This window comes from Streptomyces sp. NPDC107562, from assembly GCF_055657325.1.
The window spans coordinates 203438-222526 of the sequence record NZ_JBVKBE010000011.1 but is presented as its reverse complement, the minus strand read 5'-3'; the positions used below and the strand labels follow the sequence as shown (position 1 = coordinate 222526).

General features: G+C 70.8%; 14 protein-coding genes. 7 read left to right on the top strand and 7 right to left on the bottom strand.

Annotated elements, in window-relative coordinates; all coding sequences use genetic code 11:
* Positions 1-91 precede the first annotated feature (91 nt).
* A complete protein-coding gene (locus tag ACZ7LV_RS27715; protein WP_471943112.1) occupies positions 92-1009 on the top strand; it encodes an SDR family oxidoreductase in 918 nt (305 codons plus the stop codon).
* Positions 1010-1129: 120 nt separating this feature from the next.
* A complete protein-coding gene (locus ACZ7LV_RS27710; protein ID WP_471943110.1) occupies positions 1130-2017 on the top strand; it encodes an SDR family NAD(P)-dependent oxidoreductase in 888 nt (295 codons plus the stop codon).
* Positions 2018-2164: 147 nt separating this feature from the next.
* On the opposite strand, the gene ACZ7LV_RS27705 is transcribed toward ACZ7LV_RS27710, so the two are convergent.
* Entirely contained in the window at positions 2165-4489 is a 2325-nt protein-coding gene (locus ACZ7LV_RS27705; RefSeq protein WP_471943108.1) for an esterase-like activity of phytase family protein, read from the bottom strand.
* A gap of 170 nt (positions 4490-4659) precedes the next feature.
* Here ACZ7LV_RS27705 and ACZ7LV_RS27700 point away from each other — a divergent pair, with 170 nt between their 5' ends.
* From ACZ7LV_RS27700 to ACZ7LV_RS27680, 5 genes are all read left to right on the top strand, one after another.
* On the top strand, positions 4660-5055 hold the full coding sequence (locus ACZ7LV_RS27700; protein ID WP_471943106.1) for a WapI family immunity protein: 396 nt from the start codon (positions 4660-4662) through the stop codon (positions 5053-5055).
* 231 nt (positions 5056-5286) lie between these two features.
* Positions 5287-5670, top strand: a complete 384-nt coding sequence (locus ACZ7LV_RS27695) for a hypothetical protein (protein ID WP_471943104.1) — start codon at positions 5287-5289, stop codon at positions 5668-5670.
* Positions 5671-5894: 224 nt separating this feature from the next.
* A complete protein-coding gene (locus tag ACZ7LV_RS27690) occupies positions 5895-6527 on the top strand; it encodes a hypothetical protein (RefSeq protein WP_471943102.1) in 633 nt (210 codons plus the stop codon).
* A 90-nt stretch (positions 6528-6617) separates the two neighbouring features.
* Complete coding sequence (locus ACZ7LV_RS27685) at positions 6618-6914, top strand: hypothetical protein (protein ID WP_471943100.1); 297 nt, start codon at positions 6618-6620, stop codon at positions 6912-6914.
* Positions 6915-7045: 131 nt separating this feature from the next.
* On the top strand, positions 7046-7645 hold the full coding sequence (locus ACZ7LV_RS27680) for a dihydrofolate reductase family protein (RefSeq protein ID WP_471943099.1): 600 nt from the start codon (positions 7046-7048) through the stop codon (positions 7643-7645).
* A gap of 13 nt (positions 7646-7658) precedes the next feature.
* Here ACZ7LV_RS27680 and ACZ7LV_RS27675 read toward each other — a convergent pair whose 3' ends face one another.
* The 6 genes from ACZ7LV_RS27675 to ACZ7LV_RS27650 form a co-directional block, all read right to left on the bottom strand.
* Positions 7659-8363 carry a hypothetical protein gene (locus ACZ7LV_RS27675; RefSeq protein WP_471943097.1) on the bottom strand — a complete coding sequence of 235 codons (705 nt, stop codon included), beginning with the start codon at positions 8361-8363 and terminating at the stop codon, positions 7659-7661.
* Complete coding sequence (locus ACZ7LV_RS27670) at positions 8363-8887, bottom strand: SigE family RNA polymerase sigma factor (RefSeq protein ID WP_471943096.1); 525 nt, start codon at positions 8885-8887, stop codon at positions 8363-8365. The genes ACZ7LV_RS27675 and ACZ7LV_RS27670 overlap by 1 nt, the downstream gene beginning before the upstream one ends.
* Before the next feature lie 126 nt (positions 8888-9013).
* The gene (locus ACZ7LV_RS27665) at positions 9014-9586 is read right to left on the bottom strand and encodes a hypothetical protein (RefSeq protein ID WP_471943094.1); all 573 of its coding nucleotides are present in this window, start codon (positions 9584-9586) and stop codon (positions 9014-9016) included.
* A 171-nt stretch (positions 9587-9757) separates the two neighbouring features.
* Complete coding sequence (locus ACZ7LV_RS27660) at positions 9758-12997, bottom strand: family 78 glycoside hydrolase catalytic domain (protein WP_471943092.1); 3240 nt, start codon at positions 12995-12997, stop codon at positions 9758-9760.
* Between the two features lie 5 nt (positions 12998-13002).
* Positions 13003-16371: a glycosylhydrolase-like jelly roll fold domain-containing protein gene (locus ACZ7LV_RS27655; protein WP_471943090.1), complete on the bottom strand. Its 3369-nt coding sequence runs from the start codon at positions 16369-16371 to the stop codon at positions 13003-13005.
* A gap of 41 nt (positions 16372-16412) precedes the next feature.
* Positions 16413-18983: a glycoside hydrolase family 127 protein gene (locus ACZ7LV_RS27650; protein WP_471943088.1), complete on the bottom strand. Its 2571-nt coding sequence runs from the start codon at positions 18981-18983 to the stop codon at positions 16413-16415.
* Positions 18984-19089: the final 106 nt, after the last annotated feature.

Below are 19089 nucleotides of genomic sequence, written 5' to 3'. Positions count from 1 at the left end.
ATGTTACAAACCGCCGGTACTTTGCTTAGATACCGGCGGTCCGTTACTCTGCGAGGACGCAAGATACCGCCAGTACTTAATGGAGATCGACATGTACCAGGTCCCTGACCAGAGCGGAAAGCTCGCCGTGGTGACCGGCGCGAACAGTGGCACCGGAAAGGAGGCGGCCAAGCGGCTGGCCGGAGCCGGGGCGCATGTGGTGCTCGCGGTGCGTACCCCGGCCAAGGGTGAACAGGCTCGGGACGAGATCGTCGCCGCACACCCGGGTGCCCAGGTCGAGGTCCGACGCCTGGACCTGGCCGACCTCGCCTCGGTGCGCGACTTCGCCGACGGCCTGAACTCCGACGGCAGGCCGCTGGACCTGCTGCTGAACAACGCAGGCGTGATGCACGTGCCCCAGCGCACCGAGACCACGGACGGATTCGAGCTGCAGCTGGGCAGCAACTTCCTCGGCCCGTTCGCCCTGACCGTCCAGCTCCTGCCGCTCTTGCTGTCCGCCCCGGCCCCGCGGGTGGCGACCATGAGCAGCGGCACCGCCAACCGAGCCACGATCGACTTCGACGATCTGCAGTCCACCCGCGGCTACAGCCCCACCCGGGCCTACGCCCAGTCCAAGCTCGCCGACATCCTGATGACGATCCACCTGTCCGACCTCGCGGCCGAACGTGGCTGGCCCCTGCTGTCGGCCGGTGCGCACCCCGGCTACACGCGCACGAATCTGACGATCTCCGGGCCGACCCTCAACGGCGGCCGACCCGGCCGAGTGGAATCGCTCCTGTACAGGATCGTGCCGTCGCAGGGTCCTGAGCAGGGCACGGAACCCCTGCTGTACGCGGCCACCAGCCCGGACGCGAAAGCGGGTGGCTACTACGGCCCTCGCTGGGGGCTCGTCGGCCCGACCAGGGACACCCGCCTGCCGCGCAGCGCCCGGGACAAGACGCTTGCGGCGCGTCTGTGGACCGAGGCCGAACGCCTCACCGGAGTATCCGTCCCCTCTCGGGCACTCTGACCGACACCTCTTGGACGCGCACTGGGTCAGTGACACATCGGCGAGCCATGATGAATGCGCATGGCGGGCGTGCTGATCTTTCGTTGGACCGATGGCTGACGGGTTTCTAGCGTGGAGTCCATGACCATCTCACGCATCGGCCTCGTCACAGGCGCCAACCAGGGATTGGGCCGGGCCCTCGTCGAGGGACTGGCGGCCCGCATGGACCCGGACGACCTGGTCCTGCTCACCGGTCGCAGCCCGCAGCGCGTGGCGGACGCCGTCGGTGAGATCGCCCGGTCGTCCGCCACGCGCGCCCGGGTCGAGGGTCGGGTCCTGGATGTCGCGGACACCGACGCCATCGCCCGTCTCGCCGAGGAGTTGCAGGCCAGCTACGGAGGAGTGGACGTCGTCGTCTCGAACGCGGTCGCCCGTCTGCTGCCCGAGGAGTCACAGGCCGAGCGGGCCGACGAGTTCATCGACGTCTCCAACACCGCCACGCACGCGATCCTGCGCTCCTTAGGCCCCGTGCTGCGCCCCGGCGGGCGGCTGCTCGTCGTGGCCAGCAGCCTGGGTACCCTCGGCCACCTCGACGGCCGACTCCACCACCTGTTCGACGGCGCGAGTCTCGACCAGGTCGAGCAGGCCGTCGAGTCGTGGCGCAGCGCCATTCACGACGGAACCGCTCAGGAGGCGGGCTGGCCCCTGTGGCTGAACGTCCCTTCGAAGGTGGCCCAGGTCGCCGCGGTTCGCGCGGTCGCCGCCGAACGCCGCGCACAGGACCTCGCGCACGACACGCTCGTCGCGGCCGTGTGCCCCGGCATGGTCGACACCGCGACCTCGCGCCCGTGGTTCAGCGACTACAGCCAGGCCCAGACTCCCGCCAAGGCAGCCGAAGCCGTCCTCGATCTGGTCTTCGCCGAGCACGTCGATCCCGCGCTCTACGGCGAGCTGGTGCGCTTCGGCAAGGTCCTGCCCTGGCACGACGGCACACCTCCCGTCGAGCAGGACAGGATGCTCGTCCCCTGACCGCACCGGCTGCATGCGGCAGGACCCAGCCCTTGTGGGGCGATCCAGTGCCCGGCTCGGCCTGCCGGGCGGCATAACCTGTCGCCGCGCGCCCGGGCCCGCAGTGCCCCGGCCGGCGAGCGCGGCCGGGGCATCACGCGGGAGACGTCAGCCGCGTCGGCCGAAGATCTTCCTGCTCGAGCCGAGCTCCAGGAAGACCGTCTCGCCGGTCGCGTTGTCCAGACCGTCGTTGTCGGTGACCGCGAACACCTCACCGTCGCCGGCGACCGTCAGCCCTTCCAGCTTCTCCTGCGTCCAGCCGTCCGTCGCCCGCAGCTCGGGCAGGACGTCGTAGGCGAGCTTCTTGGGCAGGACCGGGAGCGAACCCGGCTGTGCGGCCGACTTCGGCAGATCGACGGTGTAGACCCGCTTGATCTTGGCGGCCGGGCCGTTGAGCTTGTCGCGCTCGATGACGGCGAGCTTGTCACCGACGACGGTGATCTCGGAGAGGCCGATCCAGTCACCCGGCGTGGTGGTGGAGTCGAGCCGGTAGCCGAAGAAGCTCCAGGTGCCGGCGTCGACGTCGTAGCGGCCGAGCCGGACGATCCCCGCCGGGTCGGTCTTCACCTCGCGCTGCAGCGCGACCCACATGACCTCGTGGCCGTTGCGGTCGGTGGTGCCGGTGACGCCTTCGAAGCCCTGGCTGCCGAGGCCCGCTGCCACGTCGGCGGGCAGGGACACGGTCTGTCGGGTCACACCGTCGCGGTCGAGGCGGACCAGCTGGTTGCCGGCACCGGTCTTGCCCTCGACGGCGAGCCAGAATCCGCCCTGCGGCCGGGCGAAGATGCCCTCCGCGTCGTAGCCGACCGGCTGTCCGGACTCGTCCTTGACGGTCAGCGCCCGGGTGATGAGCGCCGGCTCCCGGGACGCGTCGACGGTGAGGATCCTGGTGGGCGTGTACGCGGCGTCGGTGACGGAGTACACCTGGTGCGACCTGCCCGGTACCGCCGACAGCGCCCCGAGCGCACCCCAGCCGATCGGCGCGCCGGTGGCGTCGTCGGCCGAGACGATGCCCGGGAAGCCCGGGGTCCCCTTGCCCAGGCGGAACAGGCTCACCGAGGCCCGTACGCCTGCCTCGGCGTCGTCCTCCTCGCTGGAGACCGCGAGCAGCCCCCGTGACGGGATGGGCAGCAGGCCCTCGGGGCCGTTGGTGGTGGGCAGCATCTGACGGAAGACCGGGTGGGTCGGCCGGCTGATGTCGTACACGGCGACGAAGTTGCTGCGCTCGGAGCCGACGAAGGCGTAGCGGACGCCGTTGAACTCGGCGATCGCGAGGCCCTCCGGCTCGGTGCCCTTGTTCTCGGAGCGGTCCTCGTTGAACAGCCCGTACCGCACGGCCAGCTGCTCGAAGCTGTTGCCCGCGTCCCAGACCACCTCGCCGGTCCGGCTGTCGAAGACGGACCAGCCGCGGGTGCCACCATGCCAGTCGCCCTCGTTGGCGGTCGCCAGGTAGCGGTCGTCGATCCAGCCGACCGCGTCGGGCTCGCGGGGCACGTCGGCGATCGAGCCCGTCAGGTCGATCGTGCCGTCCTCGACGGTGTCGATGCCCTTCACGGACGCCGTCCCGGCGCTGAACGCCTTGGTGATCCGCCCGGTCGGCAGGTCGATGAGGACGACGCCGTTGTTCTCCTGGAGCGTGACGACGAGCTGGTTGCGGCCGTTGACCGAGACGTACTCCGGCTCGGGGTCCGTCGGCTCGGCGATTCCGGCGTCGGCGAGCACGGGCAGCGCGCCCCCGTCGCTCTGCGTCAGCGGCACCGGCCGAAGACGCCAACTCTTCGGGGCGGACGAGGCCTTGAGATCGATGATCTGAACGAAGCCGCCCGGCAGCTGCGGCAGATCGCCTTCCTCGCCACCGGGCGGGGTGGCCTCCTCGTCGCGCTCGTTCTCCATCGCGATGGCGGCGTAGCGCTTGTCCTTGCTGATCGTGACGGAGTCGGGCTGGCCGCCGAGATCGAAGGTCGCGACGCGCGTGCGGTCGCGCAGCGAGATCACGTCGAGCCGGCCGGAGGGGCTCGCGTGGTCGGCGCTCGTGTTCACCACGACCAGGACGTACTGGCCCACCACGGCGACGGAGGTCGGCTCGTCCTCGGCGTTGCCGAGCTGAGCGAGCGACAGGGTGCCGAGCCCGCGCGGCCGGTCGGGGTTGCCGATGTCGAGGAAACCGATCCGCCGGGCCGCCGCGTCGGTGTAGACGAGGGTACGGCCGTCCTCACTGACCGCCGAGATCTCCGCGACCGTCTGGGAGGCCGGGTCCTCGCCCGCCGGCCGGTTCTGGAACACCGGGTAGGTGGCGGTGCGCTCGAACGCCCTCGGCTTCCACCCGTGCTCCGCGCCCGCCCGCTGCTCCGCGCTCGCCACGCCCCCGGCGGCCAGCGTCCCCGCCGCGAGTGACAGCACCGTGAGCGCGGCGTACGTTCTCTTCTGGGACATCGTTCCCCTCCCACACAGTCATTACGGCGCCGGATCGTGCCACTTACGGGCAAGCACCGACGTAGTGACCGGATGAACAACCGGCAAAGATCAGTTGTGGCGATCGCGTGGAGGTGGCGCGGAGTCGGTGACGGCCGTTGGGGCCTGCCGGGATATGGCATTCTTCGGCGGTGCGACTTACTGACAGTGCCGGTGGACTCGGCATGCGGCCGTTGGGCTACGAGTTTCCGGTGGCCCGCGGTGACCGCTGGGACGACAACTGGCTTGTCATCGCGGGGGAGTGCACGGCTCCTGAGGTGAGCTGGTCCTTCACGGACCCGTCCCTTTTGGTGGACGAGGCTCATGAGGTGTCCGCATGGCTGCGTGCCGTCGCGAACGAGGAGAGGCCGGACGCGCAGCCGGATGAGGACGGGCAGTTCGTTCCGGACCTCACCTTCATCGAGCCGGTCATCGCTTTCAGCCAGGTTCGGTGGCACGACGGCCGCGGAGTCCTGCGGGTCCATCTCTCCCTGGAGGCAGCGCCCCCGCCTACGCAGGGTGCCGAGGGCCTGGATCTCTACCAGTAAGCGATCGAAATAGAGACGGACAGGGCGGCGGTGCTACGGGCAGCGGAAACCTGGGACCGGTGCCTTGTGCAATTCCCCATGCGCTGAGACCGCCTTCGATCCCTTTGTCGAGGCGTATTTCCGCAGCAACCCAAAGCAGTTTCTCTGCTGCCATCGACCTGTGCGACGGAGCCTGCCGTCAGTGCCGTTCCAGTTGTCCAGTAATATCGCACGCGTACGAAAGGCTTACGCATGCTGGACAAGACGTCGCCGTTGTGGTGGCTCTTCGCCGCCGCGAGCGCGGCGCTTTTCATCGCCCTGATGCTGCCGGGCATGGTCAACCGACCGCAGAAGATCTTCGTCTCCTGCGGTCCGGCCGCGACCTTCCTGCCCATGGTGGGCCTGACCATCCGCTACGGGGAGTCTGTGAGCGAGTGGCTCCCCGTGTACTGCGCCATCCTCGTGGGCTCGGCCCTGTGCGCCGTGGGCCACTGGAAGGCGATGCGCACGTTCATGACGTGGAAAGCGGAAAATCCCGGGAAACCGGAAAGCGAGGGTCCCGACGCTCCGTGGGTTCTTCAACTGGCCTTCACTCTCCCCTTGTTGATGATTCCCGCGTTTTTGTACGTCAACTGAATCAGCGAGTGGCATGACGGGCATCGGCCTGCGGTCGGCCACCTCCGCGGACAGCGAGTACATGCAGGCGGGCCTGGCGCAGGAGGCTGCGGATGAGCTGGCTGCCGATGCGGCGCCGTCGGCGGTGATGATCTGCCAGCGGTCCGGGATGAACGCACGGGCGTGGAGGTCGCGTTGCATCTGCTCGGTGTCCCTGAGTTGCCGCCTGTGCTGTACTGCATGACATGCCGTCCAGGGACGAAGAGCGTGAGGTACGGCGAACGGGAGTCATCCTGGCGGCTGTCTCGGCGGCGGTGCTCTTGGTGACGGGGCTCTTCTTCGGATTTCCGTGGCAGCTGTCGCTGCTCCTGGTCGTCGTCTCGGCCGTGACAGCTGCCGTGATCACCTGGATGACACTGGGCCAGGTGCGCCGCACCGCGCAACGCAAGGCGCACACCCAGAGCATCCTGTGCGCGTGGGCAGACCTCAACGAGGGACGATGCGGCACCGCTTCGTCCGATTTCACCGGCGGTACCCCGCGGTGGGAGCTGCCCGCGAGTCCCCGGTTCTCCGGTGAGCTGCTTGCGGTGGGCCGTCGGGACGGCGTCGAGGTGGGCGTCGCCTGCTCCATGGAGGACAGAGGAGAGGCGGGGGTGGCCCTCACGACGGTCATGGTCCTGCTGCCCCGAGAGGGGCCGCCCGCACGGCCGCACCGCGCCAAGGCACGCGAGCTCGGCCTGCCGTACGGTGTGGACGCGGTCGAGACCAGCGGCCATGAGCTGCGCGTGCGGTACGAGGGCTGGCCGGAGTCGGCCCCGGTGCTGCGGACCATGGTCGACGCGGCCGTCCGCCTCGCCACGGACCCGCATACCGGATGACGGACGGCCGCCGCGCAGGCTGCGCCTTCCGGGCCCCGAGGTAGCTCCGGGCAAGCCCGCGTTGTCAGTGGCGGCTGCGAGGCTGGTCGAATGAACGGTGATGAGCAGCTGCTACGTGGCAGGGTCTACGGCCACGACCACGACGACCCCGACCCCGGGCCGCTCCCGCACCGGAGTTACGCGGCGCTCGTAGGCGGACCGCTGGACGGCCTGCTGCTGGACATCACCGGCTGGCGGACCGAGGACATCGACGACGGCGTCGCCCTGCCCACCGAGCTGTCGCGATGGCCAGGGGGCCGCGCCCTGTACGACCCGCGCCCCGGCGACCCCCGCACCCCTGGTCCGGGGGTGATCTGCCGCCTCACCTACTCCGGCGACGCGCCCTGACCGTGGGCCCGACCCCCGGTCCCGGGCCCCACAGGGCCCCACACCATGAGCCTGGGCCGATGAGTTTGTCGTCGCCGCACGGTCCGACTTCCAGCGCTGTCGACCACGACCGTGCGGAAAGGTGTTGTCAGATGAGCAAGGTGGTCCTGCACGTCACCATGTCACTCGACGGTTTCATGGCGGGTCCCGACATCAGCGTCGAACACCCGATGGGCCGGGGTGGTCTGCGTCTGCACGAGTGGATTCTCAACACTCCGGCCGACGACGTCGATGCCGGAGTGGCACAGGAGGTCTCGGCCACGACAGGTGCCGTCGTGCTGGGTAGAAGGACATTCGACGTGGGGGTCGAGGTCTGGCAGGACACCCCCTTCCCGGTGCCGTGCTTCGTCCTCACGCACCGCGCGCGAAGCCGGCGCGCCATGAAGAGCGGGACCTTCACCTTCGTCACCCAGGGCTTGGAGAGCGCGCTGCGGCAGGCGGAGGCGGTCGCGGAAGGGAGAGACGTGACCCTGATGGGGGCGGACGTCGCCCAGCAGGCGCTCCGCGCGGGGCTCCTCGACGAGATCAACCTCCAGCTCGCTCCCGTGCTCCTGGGAGGCGGGCGCAGGCTGTTCGAGCATCTGGGAACGGAACACTTTGAGCTGGAACGGACAAGAATCCTCCCGTCTCCGCTCGTCACGCATCTGCGCTTCCAGGTATGCCGTGACCTGCTCAACGCCCGTTGTACGTAGGCATCGACGAACGTCACGGTTGGGACGGTGTCATTGCGGCGATCGCCTTCCCGTGTGTGTCGTAGAGGGTGACGTCGTTGATGGCGAGACCGGCGTGGGCGGGGACGTCGGTGTACCAGACGCCCCAGCCGGGCGCGCCGGCCAGCCGGACAAGGGACGCGGTGACCTTGCCGTCGCTGGTCTCGACGACGACACGGGCGGCGTCATCGGTCCCCTCGTACACCCCGGACAGGAAGTGGCGGTCGCCGAGGGTTTCCGCGCTCAGGCCTACGTGAGGGAGGTGAGGCTCGTTGGCGGGGTCGCCGGCGCTCTGGAACTGGCGGTCCATCTCCGGCGTCGACCAGTGCTTGCCCTCATCTGTCAGCCATATCTCGACGCCTGCCCCGGCCTCGACACGCTCGCCCGATGCCACCACCCGCACCGTGTTCTCCGTCGACGTCTCCGAGGGTGTGGGAGGCGTCGTGACCTCGGTACGTTGCGCGGGGGTGTGATCGGGGAGGGCGGCGCGGATCGTGACGACAGCCAACGGAGCCAGGAGCAGCCCGCAACCGATCGCCAGTCCCGCGGCTCGCCGGCGCCGCCTGGCCCGGCCCGCTCGTTCGATGGCGGCCAGCGGTACGGGAGAAGGGGTGACGGCGTCGGCCACCTCGCTGAACGCGTCATGCAGTCGTTCGGCTTCGTACCGCTGCTGAGGGGTGGGCCCAGTGGTCCGGGACATCAGCGCTTCGCTTCCTGGTGGGCTGGGTCGAGGATGAGGTGGGGATGGGCGCGCAGGGCCTCCAGCCCGCGCCGGGCGTGCGTCTTGACGGTGCCGACCGAGCAGTTCAGCGCCTCGGCGATCTCCTGTTCGTTCATGTCCTCCCAGTAGCGCAGCACCACGACGGCACGCTGGCGGGCGGACAGGACCGCGAGGGCCTGGATGATGACGGCACTTTGCTCGACGCCCTCGGCGTGCCCGCCGTGCGAGCGGTGCATCGACTCGGGAAGGAACGGCGTGAGTAAGTGGGCTACACGTTTCTTGCGTACCCGGCTGATGTTGTTGTTGACCAGAGCACGCCGTATGTACGCGTTGACCTCGTCCCGCGGGATCCTCCGCCAATGCGCGTACACCTTGGCCAGCGTGGTCTGGACGAGGTCCTCGGCCTCGTGGAAGTCGCCGGTGAGCATATGAGCCGTACGCACCAGGCGGGGCCAGGCCGCGGTGGCGAACTCGGTGAAGTCGGCGTGGCTCTCGTGCGTCACGACAACGGATCCTTGAAGTAGGCGGGGAGTCGGGGGAGGGGGGACGGCCAAAGGGGCTGGGCGGGGGCCGGGGTCCGGCCCCCGCCTACGAGCTCACGGTCAAAGAGTCGTCAGGGCCCGGTGCGCCTACGGGTGCGAAGGGGCGAGGGACGCGATCTCCTTGCCGCGCTTGTCGTACAGGGTGACGCTGTCGATGGCGAGGTCGTCGTGCAGCGGGACATCGGTGTACCAGACGCCCCAGCCGGGCCTGCCGGCCAGCCGAACGACGGAAGCCGTGACCTTGCCGTCGCTGGTGTCGACGACGACCCGGACCGCATTGGTCCTGGCCACGTAGATCCCGGAGAGGAAGTAGCGGTCGCCCAGGGGCTCCGTCATCAGGCCGATGCTGGGGTGGCTCAGGTCGATGTTGCCGTCGACCACGCTGCGGAACTGGTAGTCCATCTCCGGCGTCGACCAGTGCTTGCCTTCGCCGGTCAGCCATATCTCGACGCCCGCCCCGGCGTCGACGCGCTCACCGGGCGCCACCACCCGCACCGACTCGGACGCGTGTCCGGTCGCCGCGATGGACCGGTTGTGGGCCTTGGTGGTCGCCGCGGACTGCTCCGGCGCGACGGCCTGGGCCGCCGCCGGCATTCCCGCCAGCGTGACCGCGAACACCACGGCGGCCGCGCACTTCTTCGTTGTCGTCATCCGAGTCATGGACGTGGGACTCCTTGCGGATCGTTGCGAGCCAACAGAGTGGAGGGCGCCCTCTCCATCCCTTCCAACTCCGCCCGCGCACCATCCCGATGACACGATCCGCAAAGTTCTGCCCGACGGCCGGGTGTCTCAGGTATCACCGACACGCGACGATGCGCCTCGGTGACGGGTTCAGCTCCCCTGCGGCGCGGACGTCGAGGTGAACCCCCAGGTCCCGGAACCGACTTCGTACACGGCCGAGCCGTTCTCCGTGCGCAGCAGACGCGCCTCACGGTCGGCGCGGACCGTGCCGGGTCCTGCTGCCGGCACATGGATCTCCGCCGTGGACCCGGCGGGGACGACGACCTCCAGGCGGAACGCGGAACCCTCACGTGACCACTTCGTGCGGGCCGTTCCGTACGGGGTGGTGTACGAGCCCGCCGCCGACGTCAGGTCACCCACCACCGCCGGGTCGATGAGCAGTTCGCGGTAGCCGACGGAACCCGGGCGCTGCTGGATCCCGGCGACCCGGCCGGTGAACCAGGCGTCGATGGCCCCGAGCATGAAGTGGTTCTGCGACTGACCGGGACCGCCGTCCCAGGTCTCGCCCAGCGTGGTGTTGCCGGCCAGGACCTGGTAGCCGTAGCTGGGGCTGGTGGTCCGGGTCGCGATCCCGTGCACGATGTCGTCACGGCCCGCTTCGGACAGCACGCGGATCGCGGCGGGCAGGGAGATCTCACCGAGGATCAGGTGATGGTCCGCCGCGACGACCGACCGCGTGAAGTGGTCGAGGAGCCGCGCTCGTTCACCCTCCGGTACGGCGCCCATGTCGAGGGCGAGTGCCTCGGCGCCGTGGCCCGCGCCGCCGAACGTGCCGGTGGACGGGTCGTAGTACTTGTCCGACAGCGCCTTGGCGCTCGTGTCCGCCTTCTCCCGGTAGAGCGCGGCGTCGCCGTCCTCACCGAGCACGCGCGCGATCCGGCTGAGGCCGTCGACGACGCGCCAGTAGCCGTAGGTGCCCGCGACCGCGCGGGGGAACGCGCGGTCGGGGGTGATCCAGTCGCCCAGGCCGTAGTCGAGGATGCCGCCCGAGACCTTCTGCTCCAGGAAGGTCACGTACTGCTTCATCCGCGGGTAGTAGGTGCGCAGGGTCTCCTCGTCGCCGTAGGTGGTGTAGAGCTGCCAGGGCACGAGGACGAAGGCGCCGCCCCAGTTGGCGTCGTTGCGGTAGCCGCCGGAGAGTTCGACGTAGTCGGGGACGGTGCTCGGGATCAGTCCCTCGGGGGTCTGCGCGTCGGCCATGTCGCGCACGATCTTCCGCAGGTAGGCGCGCATGTCGTAGTTGGCGGCGAGGGTCGGGAAGACGAGCTGGTTCTGCTCCAGCCAGCCCAGCTTCTCGCGACTGGGGCAGTCGGTGAGGATGCTCATCATGTTGCCCTGGACGGCGCGGCGGATCAGTCCGTGGATGCCGTTGATCAGCTCGTTGGAGCTGGTGAAGCTCCCGGCACTGGTGTTGTCGGTGTGCAGCACCTTGCCGCGTACGGAGACCGTCGCCCCGGCGGGCAGCCCCTTCAGCTCCAGATAGCGGAAGCCGTGGTAGCTGAACCGGGGGTGCCAGGTCTCGGCGCGGCCCCCGCCCTTGGTGGTGTAGCTGTCCCACAGGGGCGCGCCGACGTTGCTGATCGACTGGAAGGCGTGCCCGTCCTTGAGACTCTCCGCCGGGTAGATGCGCACCGCGGTGCCCGCGGGGGCGGTGACGGTGATCTCCGGCCAGCCCGCGATGTTGCGCCCGAGGTCGAAGACGCGGCTGCCGTCGGCGCCCGCGACCTCGGTGCCCTGCAGCGTCTCCATCACCCGGACCGGCTCGGTCTCCCGGGCGCTGAGCGCGGCCGGTTCCTCGGTGCCGCCGGGGCGCCCGAGGGCGACGGCCGACGCCCAGGACGCGCGGTCGCGACCCGGCTCGTCCCAGCCGGGGATCTCCCGCCGCGCGTCGTAGTCCTCGCCGCCGTACCAGTTGGAGGACGTCGTCGGTCCGAGCGTGGTGCGCCAGTCCGTGCCGCTGGCGATGCGGCGCACGCTGCCGTCGTCCAGCGTGATCTCCAACTGCGCGACGAGCTTCGGGTCGCTGAAGTTGCCGTACCACTTGCGGTAGCGGTCCGCGGTGCTGACGACGTTGGAGGCGCCGTTGCCGAGCTCGACGGCGAGCGAGTTCGCACCGCGCCGCAGCCGCTCGGTGACGTCGTACGTGGCGTACTGGACCCGGTCGTCGAAGTCGGTGTTGGCGGGCTCCAGGACGGCGTCGCCGACCGGCTCGCCGTTGATGCGGGCGTCGTGGATGCCCAGGCCCGCGAGGTAGAGGCGGGCGCTGCGGGCGCCCTTCGGGAGAGTGAAGTCCTTGGTGAACAGGGGGAGTCCGGCCGGCAGGTACGGCTGGGGTGGCCGCTGCCCGGTGACCTCCGCGGCCCTGCTCCAGGGGCCGTCGGCGGTCTCGGCGGTCGAGACGGTGTAGTCGACGGGGAAGTGCGGCACGCGCCCGTCGGCGGTCAGCACGTCGGCGCGCGGGAACAGCAGCACTTGGTCGAAGGTCTGTGCGGCCTTCAGATCCAGGGTGAGCGAGACGGGCGATGCGGTGCCGGTGTGCGCGGGGCTCGTGTAACCGGCGGCGCGGTCGAGGGCGCTGTTGGTCAGTCCGTCGACGGTGAGGGCGGGCTCCCAGATCTTGCGTACGGTGTCGCTCTCGGACGCGGTGACGGCGGCGCCCTTCGCGTGGTTGACGTCCGGCGCGGCCGAGTCGCGGACCTCGATCTCGCCGAGCTGAAGACGCCACTGGTCGTCCAGCGGCAGTCCGAGCTTCGTGACGTCGAGCCGGACATGGCGGGCGGTCGTCCTCGGCAGGGTGACGACGACCGGCTGCACCGGGTGCTCGCTGAGCCGCCACGCGTCGTTGGTGATCCACTGGGCGGACCAGTCCTCGGCGCGGGTCAGTCCCGTCTCGAAGACGCCGATGTCGCTCCACTGCGAGGTCCGGGCGCCGGACCACAGCTGGACGCGCCAGTGGACGCGGTCGCGGGAACCCAGTGCCTTGCCCGCGTAGACGGCGTGCGGCTCGTCCGAGCGGACCTTGCCGGAGTCCCAGAGATCGGGCCGTCCCTGCCGCAGCTTCTCGCGGCTGCTGGCGGCCTGTATGCGGTAGGCGCTCTGGACCACGCCCCGACCGCGCGCGCTGAGCTGCCAGGTCAGGTCGGGGGTGGTGTCGTCGATCCCGAGGGCCGAGCGCAGATGCTGGGTCCGCAGCGCGGTGGCGGAGGCGGTGGCGCCGCCTTGCGACGCGGACGCCGGCGGCGCGGAGGGTACGACGGTGACGAGCGCCGTCAGCCCGGTGGCGAGGACGAGCGCGGGTCTGGCCAGTGGACTCATGCCGGTGGTCTCCATACGGGTCAGTGCAGGTCGACGGTGACGGGGCGGCGGGGGCGCAGGAACACGGGGCCCAGCAGCCCGGACGGGAGCGGCTTGTTGCGCTCGTTGGAGAGGGTGTTGGACACGCGGACGGCGAGATGGTTGACGCCGGGGCGCAGGGCCTCGGTCACGTCGACGACGTACGGGGTCCACAGCACGGGCGGCAGTGTGGTGCCGTTGACGGTGACCTCGGCGACCTCGCGGACGGCCCCGAGGTCGAGCTGGATCCGGCGGCCGGCGAGGACCGCGGCGTCGAGGGTGACGTCCTTGGTGTAGGTGGCGCTGCCGGAGAACAGCCGGGCGATGTCGCTCCAGCTGCCGAGCGGTCGGACGACGGGCTGGGCACCGTCCTGGTGGAGCGTCAGCGTCCAGTCCCCGTCGAGCGCGACCGGCTCCAGCGGGTCGGTGACGCGCGCGGTGCCACGGTAGGTGCGGCGGCCGTCGGTGCCGGTGAGGGAGTAGGTGCCGGGTGCCGTGGCGACCGCCACGGCCCGCAGTGCCCCGCGGTGTGCGGTGACGGAGGTGACCTGGAGTGTTCCGGCCTCCGTGAGGTGCGGCCGGGTCTTGCCCTCGCCGCCGCGGAAGACGACGGCGACCGTCTCGTACGGGCCGAGTCGCAGCGGCACGCGTACGCCGTCACCGGGCCGCGCGGCGGTGCGATGAACGGGCGCGGGACGTGTCGAGCCGTCCGCCGGGAACCACCACTCCGGCACTCCGCGCGCCGGCAGGGTGGCCCAGGTGTCGACGGGCGTGGCGCTCTCGTTGTTGAACAGGAACGCGACGTCCTTGCCTCGTGTGGTCCGCAGGACCCGTACGGCAGGTGCGGCCGGTTCGAGGACGGCTGCCGCGAACTCCCGTGTGAGCGAGGCGAGTTCACGGGCCTCCGTCACGCTGACGGCGCGTCGGTGTCCGAACAGGTCGTCCAAGGCGCGCCGTAGGTCACCGTCGTGGCCGGCCGCCTCCCGCTCCGGCAGGGCACCGACGGCGATCACGGTGCCGCCGTCGCGGGCGAAGCGGGTCAGGGCGCGGACGGCCGCCGCCTCCAGCACGGGCGTCTCGGGGAGCACGACCAGGTCGTAGCGGCCTCGGCCGACGGCCAGCCGGCCACCCTGGACGCGGGCGTGGAGCAGCAGGTCGGGGTCGTCGGCGAGCGCGCCCTCGTGCACGAGGTCGAAGTCGACCTGCGCGGACTCCAGGGCGTAGGCCGCCGTGGCGAACGCCGCGTCGAGCTCGTCCTGCCGTTCGGTGCCCGTCAGTTGCTCGGCCGCTCGTTGCGGCTGGAGCAGGGCGCTGCGGGCGGCGGACGCGCCGCGGGCCACCTCCATGACGCGGCCGATCCAGTCGGCGACCGGGCGCATGGCCCACCACCAGGGGGCGCGGGGGCCGAACGGCGGCGGGAAGAACACCCTCGCCTCGTTGGTCCACAGCGCGTGCAGCACGGTGAGGTTGCAGCCGCGTGCCGCGAACGCGCCGAGCAGGGCGTGCACGAACTCCGGTGCCACCTGCCAGCCCATGTTGCCGAACGCCTCGATGACCACGCGCTCACGCCCGGTCTGGTGCGCCACCGACGCCGGGTTGCGCGGGTCCATGGTGGGCTGCCCTGCCACGTACTCCGCGGTGATGACGTCACCGCCGGGCACCTGCGCCCACTGGTTGACCTTGTGCAGGTCGCCGGTCGACAGGATGCGCTTGGCGGGGCCCGCCTCGTCGTAGAGCGGGTTGGTGATGAGCCGGACGCGGCGGTCGGCGTACCAGTGGGCCTGCTTCTCGAAGTACTGGGCGAACCGGTTGGACACCGCCCGCCAGTACCTGCCGCGCAGGATCTGCCCCGCCGCGCCGAGATCGTCGAACGCGCTGGCGTACGCCTTGCCGGGGTCGGCGCCGGTGTCGCGCAGGGCGGCGGCGAGCGTCGGCGACCAGGGCAGCCGTTTGAAGGGGTGTGGTCCGGCCGAGGCGAGGAACGGTTCGTCGTCCCAGAAGCCGGGCACGACGGTGCCGAAGTAGCGGCCGAAGCGGCGGTGGTACTCGCCCGGCACCATGTCGAGCAGCAGCTCCGCCGGTTCGTCGTCGAGCAGGTCGAGATAGGCGCGGGTATAGCCCTGGGAGTCGTCGATGAGCGCGGCGCCGCCGAAGAGGTCGACCTGCCAGCGCCCCGCCGGCGCCTGCCAGGCACGCCCGGACGCCAGGTCGGCGGTGAGTTCCCTCAGTGCGTCGGCGTCGGCCACGCCGACGGGGCGGGCGGTCGCGGCGACCGGCGCGGCCGCGGCGGCGGGAACCTGCCGGGTGTGGAACGCGCCTGCCGAAGCCGGGTCCTGGAAGTCCGAGGCGTGGAGCGCGCCGCCGTCGGCGCTCGTGACGGACAGGTCCTCCCACAGGGCGCGCTGAGCGTCGACGGCGCGGACGCCGACGCCGCCGCGCGGGTGGGTGCCGTCGGTGACGGTCCCCTTGTCCCGGCCGTCGAGGGTGACGGAGATCGTCGCCCCGCGCACCGAGACGGCGAAGGCGTGGAATTTGGTGCGGTTGAAGCCGTCCGTGCGGCTGCTCCGGGCCAGTTCCTGAGCGTTGCCGCCGGTCAGGCGGAAGACGGTGACGACTCCGGTCTGGTCGAACTCCACGGCGTAGCCGTCGGCGCCGGTCGCCGAGGCGCGGACGACGAGCCCGACGGAGCCGGTCTCGGTCTTGGCGTTGCCGGTGACGTCGTAGTCCGTCCAGCCGTCGCCCCCGCGGACGACGGCGGCCCCGGCGAGCACCGCCGCGTCGGCGACGAGCCTGCCCGCGGTCACGCCGACGCCCGTCGTCGCGCGCAGATCGACGCGGGCCGGCCCCTCGACGACGGTCGTGGACCGCCACAGGCCCTTCAGGCGCAGTTCGGGACGCGGACGGTAGGTGCGCGAGCCGACGGTGCCGCCCTCGGCGACGAGGTAGGCGGCGCGTCCGCTGGGGAAGTGGTTGTCGTTGAAGATCCACACCCGCATGCCGGTGCGTTCGGCCTCTTCCAGCACGTGCCCGACGACGTCGAACCACTCCTCGGAGAAGAAGACCGGTCGCATCTCGTCGTTGTCGTAGGGGAAGAGGACGACCTCGTACATCCCTTTGTCGCGCAGGTCCGCCATCTGCCGGTCGACGAGTTCGTGTGTGACGGGGCCGTTCCAGTACCAGTAGACGGTGGGGCGGCTGTCGCGGGGCGGGGCGGCGAAGGCGGCAGGGCTGAAGCCCGACGCCCAGGCGGCGGACCCGGGGCCGGAGTGTGCGGATGCCGGGAAGGCGCCTCCGACCGCGGCGGCGGCGACCCCGGCGGCGACCACGAAGGTGCGTCTGCTCACGTCGAATTCGGGCATGGGTGTGGACATCGAGGGCTCGCTCCTCAGCGGCTGGGAAGGGCGGACGGGACTCAGACGCGGGCGAGGGCGCCGATCTCCGTCGGGGACAGGGCCCGGTTGAAGACCCGGAAGTCGTCGATCGCGCCGTGCAGGAAGGGGTGGGTCGTGTTCTGCGAGCGCCCCAGGTAGTTGCGCGTGGTGGCGCCGAGCAGCAGCGGGCTCATCACCAGCGCGTCGTTGCGCCCGGCCTCGGCTCCGTCGATGTGGAGCACTCCGCTGCCGCCGCCCGTGCGTCCGCGCGGGCCCGGGGCGAGTGTGACGGCGACGTGGGTCCAGCGGCCCTGGGGCAGCGGCCCCTGGGCGTCGATGACGTCCTCGCCCTCCATGCCGGCGATCTTCAGCGCCGCGCGGGCACGGCCGGATCCGGTGCGTGCGGCCAGGAAGAAGTACGTGCCCTTGTGGAAGCCCAGGTCGAACACGCGGGCAGAGTTGACCAGGGTGTCCATCCGGACCCAGGCGCTGACGGTCAGCTCGGCAAGGCCCTTGATCAGTCCGGGCGGCAGGACGACATGGCCGTCCACTCCGTCCAGTTGGACGCCGTCGCGCCTCGTGTCGTGCGGGGCCCACCGGGCGCCACCGGCCAGGACTGCGGCCGGGAACGTCCCGGTGGACTCGGTGCCGTCCCCGCGGTCGAAGGTGAAGCGGGCCACCTCGCGGGCCGGCCGCCGACGCGGGGGTACGGCGAAGTAGACGTTGTAGCGCTGGTGGTGGACCCGGTGGAAGGGCAGCAGCGGCACCGTCGATCCCTCGGCGACCGCCGTGAACTCCGGCGTGTCCGCCCGCACCCGGCGGACCGACGCCGGATCGAGCGCCGGGATCGTCGGCGACTTGACCTCGCCGAAGGCTCCGGCGAGCACCAAGGGGCCGTACGTCACCGCCTCGACGTGCGGGTTGTCGGGCGCGGGGCGGCGGACCAGCTCCATCGGCAGGGCGAGCTCCACGACGTCACCCGCGCGCCAGTGCCGTTCGAGGGTCGCGTAACGGCCGGGCCGGGCGCCGACGTCCGTCGTTCGGCCGTTGACCCGCAACCTCGGCCGCCCGGCGAGCCAGCCGGGGATGCGCACCTTCAGTGCGAAGCTGCCCTCGCCCCGGACGACGGTGAGGCGGACGGTCTCGGCGTCCGGGTACCGGGTCTCCTGACGCACCGTCACACCGCGTGCGTCCCAGCGGACCTCGGAGGGGATGAAGAGGTTGACGTACAGCGCGTCGCGGGTGTGCGCGTAGACGGTGTCGGCGAACTTCGTCTGGGTCTCCAGCGCGGTGCCGTGGTCGCAGGAGAAGTTGTCGTAGTCGCTGCTGTAGCTGCCGGGGGCGGCGCCGAGCCCGCTCTTGGGCTGCCGCTGCGAACCGGCCCACAGCCCGGTGTAGTAGGTGACGTAGCCGTGGGCGGAGTCCGGGTCCTGCTCGCCGAGCATCTGGTTGAGCAGGGTCCACTCGTAGTGGTCCATGTAGGCGGCCGTGCCCGGGTCGTGCAGGAAGAGCTGTCGGCCCAGTTTGAGCATGTTGTAGCTGTTGCAGTTCTCGCAGGTGTCCTCGGAGAGCCTGCTGACGATCTCGCCGGGCGGGCCGAAGAACTCCTGGTTGGAGTTGCCGCCGATGGCGTACGAGTGGTCGTTGACGACCGTGTGCCAGAAGTACTCCGCGAGCCGCAGGTACCGTCTGTCGCCCGTGGACTCGTACGTGTGGACCGCGCCGACGATCTTCGGTATCTCGGTGTTGGCGTGGCGTCCGGCGAGCTCGTCGCGGCCCTCCGCGAGCGGCCCGAACACCTCCTTGTGGTCGAAGCGGCGCGCGGTGCTCAGGACGTCGGCGTCACCGGTGTCCTGGTGGAGCCGCGCCAGGACGTCGTTCATACCGCCGAACTCGACCTTCAGCACCGATTGCATCGTGGCATGGGGCAGCGCCGCGGTGCGCCGCTCGACCCACCCGGCCATGGCGCGCAGCACGTCCAGCGCCTGTGCGCTGCCGACGAGTTGATGGCAGTCGAGCAGCCCGGCCATGATCTTGTGGATCGTGTAGTACGGCGCCCAGGGCTTGCCTCCGGCCTCCAACTGGTCGAAGACCTGCTCGGGGAAGGCCGAGAGGTAGCCGGGGGAGAATCCGGCGCCCGGCGCGGCCGCCTGGCACTCGGCGAGCACGGCGATGATGCTGCGGGCCTTGGCGGCGTAGGCCTCGTCGCCGGTGTTCGCGTGGGCGAGGGCCAGACCGGAGAGCAGGTGGCCGGTGGTGTGGCCGCGCAGCAGCACCGTCGGGGCCTCCCAGCCACCGCAGGGCTCGGCCGTGGAAGGCAGACCCACGTTGGCCCGGAAGGTGTGCAGCAGCCGGTCGGGGTCGACGGCGAGCAGGTAGGCGCAGGTTCGGCGCATGTTGGCGCGGAAGGGGCCGTCGAGCAGCGTCACCGCGCTCAGGGGGAACGAGGAGAGCGCCGGGCGGCGCGCGACATGCCCCGCGGCGGCGGGTGCGACGAGCGCCGGCGCGGCGCCGGCGGCGGTGGCCGTGCCCGCGGATCCCAGGGCGGCAGCAGTGGTGACGGCACCTGTGGCCGCGAGGACATGACGCCGCGTCAGCGGATGTGAGGGCATTGAGAAAGAGCTCCTTTGACCCACGTGATTGAAACGTTTCGGAGAGCTGACGGTCACTCTGGGGCCACACTGTGAACCCGGTCAAGGGGCGTGCTTGAAGGGAAAG